The organism is Streptomyces sp. NPDC001858 (genome assembly GCF_053594615.1).
Genome location: NZ_JBSFEV010000006.1, coordinates 375,616 through 383,008, shown reverse-complemented (window position 1 = coordinate 383,008; position 7,393 = coordinate 375,616). Strand labels below are relative to the sequence as shown.

Annotated in this window: 9 protein-coding genes; 4 read left to right on the top strand and 5 right to left on the bottom strand. The window is 66.2% G+C overall.

Features of this window, described 5'->3' with window-relative positions:
• Window positions 1–56 precede the first annotated feature (56 nt).
• Window positions 57–620, bottom strand: coding sequence for a transposase (locus tag ACWCPF_RS12045; RefSeq protein WP_451044872.1), 564 nt, complete (start codon window positions 618–620; stop codon window positions 57–59).
• The gene (locus tag ACWCPF_RS12040) at window positions 557–811 is read right to left on the bottom strand and encodes a transposase (RefSeq protein ID WP_451044871.1); all 255 of its coding nucleotides are present in this window, start codon (window positions 809–811) and stop codon (window positions 557–559) included. Before ACWCPF_RS12040 ends, ACWCPF_RS12045 begins: the two co-directional genes overlap by 64 nt.
• A gap of 104 nt (window positions 812–915) precedes the next feature.
• On the opposite strand from ACWCPF_RS12040, the gene ACWCPF_RS12035 reads away from it, so the two are divergent.
• The gene (locus ACWCPF_RS12035) at window positions 916–1,113 is read left to right on the top strand and encodes a hypothetical protein (protein ID WP_451044870.1); all 198 of its coding nucleotides are present in this window, start codon (window positions 916–918) and stop codon (window positions 1,111–1,113) included.
• 334 nt (window positions 1,114–1,447) lie between these two features.
• Window positions 1,448–2,896 carry an MFS transporter gene (locus tag ACWCPF_RS12030; RefSeq protein WP_451044869.1) on the top strand — a complete coding sequence of 483 codons (1,449 nt, stop codon included), beginning with the start codon at window positions 1,448–1,450 and terminating at the stop codon, window positions 2,894–2,896.
• A 261-nt stretch (window positions 2,897–3,157) separates the two neighbouring features.
• On the opposite strand, the gene ACWCPF_RS12025 is transcribed toward ACWCPF_RS12030, so the two are convergent.
• Together ACWCPF_RS12025 and ACWCPF_RS12020 are read right to left on the bottom strand one after the other, a co-directional pair.
• Window positions 3,158–3,508, bottom strand: coding sequence for a hypothetical protein (locus ACWCPF_RS12025; protein ID WP_451044868.1), 351 nt, complete (start codon window positions 3,506–3,508; stop codon window positions 3,158–3,160).
• Between the two features lie 151 nt (window positions 3,509–3,659).
• Window positions 3,660–3,818 (bottom strand): hypothetical protein, encoded by a 159-nt coding sequence (locus ACWCPF_RS12020; protein WP_451044867.1) that lies wholly within the window; start codon window positions 3,816–3,818, stop codon window positions 3,660–3,662.
• A gap of 376 nt (window positions 3,819–4,194) precedes the next feature.
• Between ACWCPF_RS12020 and ACWCPF_RS12015 the strand changes: the two genes are divergently transcribed.
• On the top strand, window positions 4,195–4,590 hold the full coding sequence (locus ACWCPF_RS12015; RefSeq protein ID WP_451044866.1) for a ribonuclease domain-containing protein: 396 nt from the start codon (window positions 4,195–4,197) through the stop codon (window positions 4,588–4,590).
• A 420-nt stretch (window positions 4,591–5,010) separates the two neighbouring features.
• Here ACWCPF_RS12015 and ACWCPF_RS12010 read toward each other — a convergent pair whose 3' ends face one another.
• The gene (locus tag ACWCPF_RS12010; RefSeq protein WP_451044885.1) at window positions 5,011–5,484 is read right to left on the bottom strand and encodes a helix-turn-helix domain-containing protein; all 474 of its coding nucleotides are present in this window, start codon (window positions 5,482–5,484) and stop codon (window positions 5,011–5,013) included.
• Window positions 5,485–5,601: 117 nt separating this feature from the next.
• On the opposite strand from ACWCPF_RS12010, the gene ACWCPF_RS12005 reads away from it, so the two are divergent.
• Entirely contained in the window at window positions 5,602–6,927 is a 1,326-nt protein-coding gene (locus ACWCPF_RS12005; RefSeq protein WP_451044865.1) for a tyrosine-type recombinase/integrase, read from the top strand.
• Window positions 6,928–7,393: the final 466 nt, after the last annotated feature.

The following is a 7,393-nucleotide window of genomic DNA, read 5'->3' as shown; positions in this document are numbered from 1 at the left end:
TTTCGGATCCAGGTAAGTCATCCGGCCCAGAAACCTCCTTCCGAGTTCCTCCCGGCTCAGCCGGGGATACAAACAGGGCGCCTCGTGGCGCACAACGTCCGCTCCACCACCGAACGGCGCGGGATCACCGCGAACTGGGGAACTGCTGGTGGCGGTGCCCCCGCCCGGGCCCAGGTTGAGCGGAAACCACCATCGCGGCGCTGCACGATCTCCACGGTGATACCGGTGGCCTCCCGGGCCCAGGCGTGGAAGTCGGCACCGCGATAGCCCTGGTCTGCCCACACGTGCCGCAGGTGCGGGAAGGTATCGGCAGCCTGGGAGAACAGCACCACTGCGCCATCGCGGTCACCCACACTGGCCGGGCTCACGCAGGTGACCAGGACAGTGCCGCGGGTGTCGACAAGCAGGTGGCGCTTGATGCCGCTGACCTTCTTGCCGCCGTCGTAACCGTGGAGGCCGCCACGTTCACTGGCCCGGACACTCTGGCTGTCCACGATGGCCGCACTGGGAGTGGGATCCCGGCCCAGCTGCACCCGCTCGCATTCGCGCAGCGCCGTCAGCATCCGCTCCCACACGCCATCCATCTGCCAGCGCCGCCAGTAGTGGAAACCGTCTGCCACGGCGGTAAGTCATGCGGCAGCAGCCTCCAGGCGCAGCCTGCCCGCAACCAGTACGCCAGTGCGTCGAGGATCTCCCGCCGCGAGTGCTTCGCCGGCCGACCACCGGGCTTGACCGCCGGAACCAGCGGACCGAGGATCTCCCACTCCGGATCCGACAGATCCGTCGAGTATCGGGTACGCAGCCCGCACACCCCAGCCCCCGAGAATGCGTCACCACCCCGCTACCAGGTGACTTGCCCGATGACGGGCTTTTCAGACGCCCTCTAGTCATGTCTGGATCAACGACGTGCTCGGCATGCCCATCAGCCGGCTCCGGGAGGACCGCCTCCTTCACGAGGCCGAGGCCACCGGTGGCGACCCCCGCCGCATCTGCGACCTGTTCGGCCTGTCCGTCGGGGCGGCCCTGCGCTACATCGGCACCATCGACCAACCTGGCCTCATCGAACACAGCCTCCGCAACGCGGGACCCGCACCGAGGCCAGGGCCTGAATAGCCACCCCCAACGGCATCGACATCCAGCACGTGCTGAGGGGGGGTGTTCACGAGTGGGGTTGGCCTGCGGCTCAGGGAGTGGTTTGAAGGTCGCTTCCCATCTGCCGTGTGATCGTTTCCCAGTTGGGTCCGGTTCAGTGGGCTCAAGTTTGGGCACCCCACATACGCTGGTTCTGCACTCTTGGGTCTTGGGGCAGCCCGAAAACGAGTGGTGTGTGGTCGCGTGAGCCGAATAGCTTGTGCAGCTGTGACCAGTGGTCCGACGGCAATAATCGAGTGGCCTGCTTGCGATTCCCGTGGCACCGGCTACGACGGCGGGCAGCGGGCGGACGACGATGGCTGATGGTGCGCCGGCGCAGTCCGAAACCGCTGAAGAGGGGCTGTTCTCCCGGACCTACGTATCCGCCACCGCCAGTTTCGCTGCGGTGATGTTCCTGACCGGGTTGGCGGCATTGGCGGTGGTACCCACCTTGCCGACGGCGGCGCGGGACCTGGACGGGGTCTCCTTGTTCCCGTTGGTGGCGGGCTGCTTCGTGACGGCGAGTCTGCTGGGTGGGGTTCTGGGCGGCCACTGGGCGGACCGTTCTGGGGCACGCAGACCGCTGGCGTTGGGAATGGCCCTGGCGGTGGTCACCCTGATTGCCTCGGCCACCAGCACCTCCGTCTGGCAGCTCGCGGGCGGTCGCTTCCTGGACGGGCTGGCGGCTGGGATGGTGGCGGTATCGATCAACACCGCCATCGGCCAGGCGTATCCGGAACGTCTGCGGTCCCGTGCGCTCGCCCTGATGAGCGCGTGCTGGATCGTCCCGTCGCTGGTGGGCCCTCCGATGGCCGGGCTGGTGTCCGAGTGGTGGTCCTGGCGGGCGGTGTTCTTCGGCCTGGCCGGGCTGACCGTGCTGCCGGCGCTTGCGCTGGTGGTCGTGCTGCGAGGTCCTTCCTGGGCGGGAGCCGTCGAGCCGTCGGAGGGCCATCCGTCGCGCCCTCCGCTGTTGCTCGCGGTGATGGTGAGTCTGGGCGCCGCGCTGGGGCAGTACGGCGTGTCGGGCTGGGACGTCCGGCATCTGCCGTTCCTGGTGGGTGGGCTCGGCCTGCTCGTGGTCTTCACGCCGCGGCTGCTGCCCGTGGGCACGTGGCAGGCTGCCCGAGGCTTGCCGGCCACGGTGCTGCTGCAGGGCCTGTCCTGCGGTACCTACTTCACGATCGAAGCGTTCGTACCTCTGATGCTGATCGACGAACGGCATGCACCGACGGTGGTCATCGGCCTCGCTTTCACGGGTACCGCCATGTCGTGGGCAGCCGCTTCCTGGGTGCAGGGACGGCTGCTGGAGCACCGGCCACGGCACCATCTGGTCACCGTCGGCGCGATTGCCATGATGGGGGCGGTCGTGCTCGCCGCAGCCGGGACGCTGCCCGGGACGCCGAAGCTCACCGCCGCGTCCGCGATGCTGGTGGCGGCCGTCGGCATGGGCCTGCTGAACCCGTCTTTGACCGTGCTGTCGCTCTCGCACAGCCCGCCCGGCCGACAGGGTTACGCGAGCAGCGCGATGCAGACCAACCAGAACCTGGGCCAGATCACGATCCTGGCGCTTTCCTCCGCAGCGCTCAACGCCTCCCTGGGGGCCGGCGCACCCGAACTGTCCGGCTACAGGGTCGCCTTCGGGCTGCTGCTCGTGCCAACCCTTCTGATCGTTCTGTTGGCCGGCCGCGCCCGCGGCACTGGCGCCAGGGTGGAGGCTGCGGCCCGTCTCAGTGAGCCATCCTCCACCAGCAGTGCTTCGGATTGAGTAGGACGGAGTTGCACCGGGTGCGCCAGTGGGCACCTGTCGGTGGGACAACGGTTCATATGGTGCGGGCACTGCGCCTCACCGGGCCCCAGCACCACGACGGGCCAGTCTCCACTCGGCCCGGCCGCAGACCGCACCAACACCTGCCGCCCAGCGCCCGACCGGGAAGATCCGCACGCCCAGCAACGACTCCAGCGCATGTCCCGCACGGCCACCACCCCCAAGCCCAGGCGAACAAGCCTGAGGGGCCATGGGAGGGGTTCAGGGGTTGGGGTCGCCGCTGTGGCCGAAGACAAGCGCGGCTTTCACTGTGTCCAAATGCTCAGGACACGAGAAGTACGCCTTCCGCCTGCGGAACAGACCCCGCGACTTCGAGACACGATGTGTAGCCCATTCGGGTGTGTTGAGACCGGCCGTCTCTGGCCGCCGGTAGGTACAGCCTTGGATGTCACAGCCTGGAGGAATCATCCGCGAAGGGTCGATGAGGTATAGCGCGTTCTCGACGACGTCACGCGTGGTCATACCTATCTCACGGCGCTGAGTGGGGGTGATGTAGGCGATCTCCTGGGTGACGACGAGCGTCCCGTGTATGAGCTCCTGATGCTGTGGCATGAGCGGACCCTATTCAGGGCGCGGGCCTTTACGGAACGGCACCCAGCCGTCCGTCACTCCTTCGTGGTTTCGGCCTGGCCCTCAGGTCGGCGGCCCGGACGAACCCGAGCCCGCTCCGGTACCGTTCTGGACGCGCCACCCGCGAGTTCAGCTACGAGCCCCCTTCGGAAAACTCGAACCCACGGCCTTTGCGCATCTCCTCCAGGATCTGGCCGTGCTCCCGCTCGTCGCCGAGGAAGCCCGTCTGCCAGTCCCGGTCGCGTGCCGGACGCCCCAAAGGGACCACCCGGCGCCGCCACGGATAGATCACTCCTGGGGCTCCAACCGCCTCCACACGAGCAGAGGGTAGAGCGCGCCACTGACAATCACCCGGGTTACGTCATCCGCCAGCTGTCGACCCCAGTACGACACATCCATCACACAGCACTCCTCCATCCGCCCGACCACCCTCGTCTACTCCGCTCCAGCGTGAGTGCAGCTCGGGCATCGACAACCTGACATCCAAGTCGGGTACACACCGCACTGCCCCAGGCTGGCGTGCCCACCATGCCCGGCCACGACACGCCAAGGACCCTCCGCAAGAACGCGATCTCGAAGTTAACTTCCGGAAAACTCATCGGACGGGACGGGAAATTCTCCGGATTTGACATTGACATGACACCATCTACGCGCGTCATCATGAGGGCATGAGATTCCCCCCACGGATCACTCACATCGGCGCCGCAGCCGCCGTCCTGTCCGCCCTCCTGGTCGGCGGCACCGTCACCGCCGGCACGGCCGGCGCCGCCACCACGGCGGTCGGCAGCATCTGCTACGACGACCTGCCGTCGCAGGCCTACACCACGCTCAACCTGATCGCGCAGGGCGGCCCCTACCCGTACTCGCAGGACGGCAGCGTCTTCCAGAACCGCGAGCGCATCCTCCCCAGCCAGAGCACTGGCTACTATCACGAGTACACCGTCAAGACCCCCGGCTCCTCCACCCGCGGCGCCCGCCGCATCGTCACCGGCGAGGAGTACCAGGAGGACTACTACACCTCCGACCACTACGCCTCGTTCGACCTGATCGACTACGGCTGCTGAGTCCCCCACGACTCGGTCCGAGGAACGGTGCAACCCGCTGGAGGCCCGGCCCTATATTCAGCCGGATCTCCAGCTGCTACCAGCAATCGACGCATCACTGAACAGGCGCATGTGGCCCCGGCCGACGAAGCAGGCCCGTCGCCCGACCGCTCGACGACAGACTCCCGGCAGCACAATGCGGCGAGTCTGCACGCCAGTGGCACGGTGAGCGCCGGCCGGGTCCCTGACCGCAGAGCCCCTTGCCCCGCGCACCCCCCACACCGCCATCGGCCGCGGGGCAAGGCAGTTCAGCTGCGAGCAGCGGCAGTTGCGACGGCACTCGCCGCCAACTCGGGCTCGGCACTCAGCACCGGCAGCGCCAGAGGGCCCGACGTCTGAGCTTGCCCCCTCGAACCAGGCGCCCTTGGGCGCCCCCGCTTGTCAGCTGCCCACAGCGCTCCGCACCCCTGCCGCAACTGGCCCTGCGTCTATGCCATCCAGCTTGCTCGGATGCGGGTAGGCGGCCGTCCGCGACGACGCACTGGGCAATCCCCGGATATCAGCGTCTGCCAGAAGTACCCAAACAGCCACCGCCCGAGGGCAGGGCCGGGAGGACAAGCGGGAGTTCCCGGCACGCCGTGGAGCAACCATCGCGGCCCGGCCGATACCGGCCTGCGTGTGCGCCGACGAGCCGATCTGGCTACTGCGGGGCTTCGCCAGGGTGCCCTCCGCCAGGTGATTGATGAGTTCGCCGGGTGCGACACCGAGCGCCTCAGGGATGTCCACGAGAGTCAGAGCGCTGGGATTGCGTTTCCCGTGTTCGATGTAGATGAGACCCCGAAAGCTCAGCCCGCTGCGTTCTGCGAGCTCTTCCAGGCTGTAGCCACGCTGCTCTCTGAGGCGGCGGAGTTGCATTCCGAGGGACAGGAGTCGCGGGTCGGGCGACGGTTCACGATCTGGCACACAGCGACACCATCCGAATGCCACACCAGACACCATGAACAGCTGTGCATAATCGCGCCCCGGCGGGAAATGCTGTTGCCGTACAGTCCGCAGGCCGGAACGAGCCGTAATCAGCAGACACCGGAGCAACTTCGTTGCCGCTTCGACCGAATCGGCCTGGCCAAGTGGCGTAATCCGGCGAAAGACATGATGAGATCAGCGCTGCCATTTGACCGTTGGCACAAGGCCCACCCGAAACCGCACCGTGGCGACGTTCCCTGTAAATGCGGAACCAGGAATCACCCGCTCTATCCGTCATCCGATCATGGACGAGGCCTGCGATGGCAGGCGCGTTACGTCGATCACCTCGGGCAGGAACGACGCGTTTCGTTCGGGGAATGGAATGAAGCACATGCCCACCTGAACGAGGTGTCGCCGCACAGCAACAAAGAGCGCCGGGGAAACCGTGCTTACGCTGCCTGCGACGTGTCCTTCTACTCAGCGCAGATGATCAAGAGGAAGAAGGAGAGGAACAAACGGCAGAACACGGTGATCGCCTACGAGGGGCATCTCCGAAACCACATTCTGCCGTTCGTCGGCAGCCGGCCGGCAGCGTCTCTGCGACGCTGCGACTCCACAGCGTTCGTGGACCATCTCCTCAGTACACCGAGCCTTCGGTCGCCGCGCTCGGTGGTTCAGGTGTTCAAGACATGGCGCCTCCTCATGCACTACCTGCAGGACGAAGATGTCCCGCTCCCCTCGAACATCGTGTCCCGCGTCGAACTACCCGAAATCGACAGATGTATCGAGGTCGCCCTCAGACCCGAGCAGGTCGCCGCCGCAGCAGCGGCCATACGGCAGGTAGAGCCGCGTCTCGAGATCGCTGTCTGGCTGGGCGCCTGTGCCGGGCTGCGCCGCGGGGAAGTTCTCGGACTGAAGTGGAATCACATCGACTGGTCACGGAATTTCTTGTACATCAAGGAACAACAGCAGCACGGACGGACCGCACCGCTCAAAACGAAGTCGAGCTCTGCAACACTGCCCGTCGACCCATTCTTGATCAGGCAACTGACAAAACACAAAGAAAAATTTGACCCACCGGGGACCGACCCAGGAAGCCACAGCCGTGCGGTGATGAACGTCCATGGCCGGCCCGTGCATGGGGACCACTTCTACCGAAAATGGCTTCAGGCACTCGACAGGGCAGGGCTTCCTTCAGGAACCCGGTTCCATTACCTGAAGCGCTTCTACACCTCCATACTTGGAACGTCAGGACTCCACGACCCCAAGACGGTTCAAGTCCTCTCCCGCCATGCCAGGTTCTCCGAGACCTGGGACACCTATGCACAACCTCCACTAGCGGCGGAAGGGCTGAGCGTCAGCGTTTTCAGCAGCGCGTTCTCCACCGTGTACTGACCCCACTGCGATTCGGTCGTCTCGGTGCCTCTGGCGAAGGCGCCCGGCCTCAGAAGGTTCCGCATCTCGGTCCTCACTCCCGCTCAATCTCCAGCTCCTGCGGCGAACGCCGCAACGGATCACCAGCCCGCCATCGAGATGCTGGTGCGCCAAGCGGCGCGGCATCGCATGGCCACGCAGCGGCCACAACCGGTTCCCTGCCGAGCCATACAGACGCTTCCGGCCATTCTCCGGAGGCCGTCTGGCGTCGTCAGATGGCCGCGGTCACTCTCGTGCCTGGGGATTGTGGCCACGTGTCCAGTGGGAGGGACTGCCGTGGAAGACGCTCCGAGCGCTGCGGAGGTACTGGATCGTCTCTTGGAGTCAGTTGCTGTCGCCGTGGATTCCAAGAGCCCGCTGACCGGGAGTGTGGAGACGGCGGCGCGGGCTGAGGACAAGAGGCGGCGTCGGAATCAGCAACGGCAGA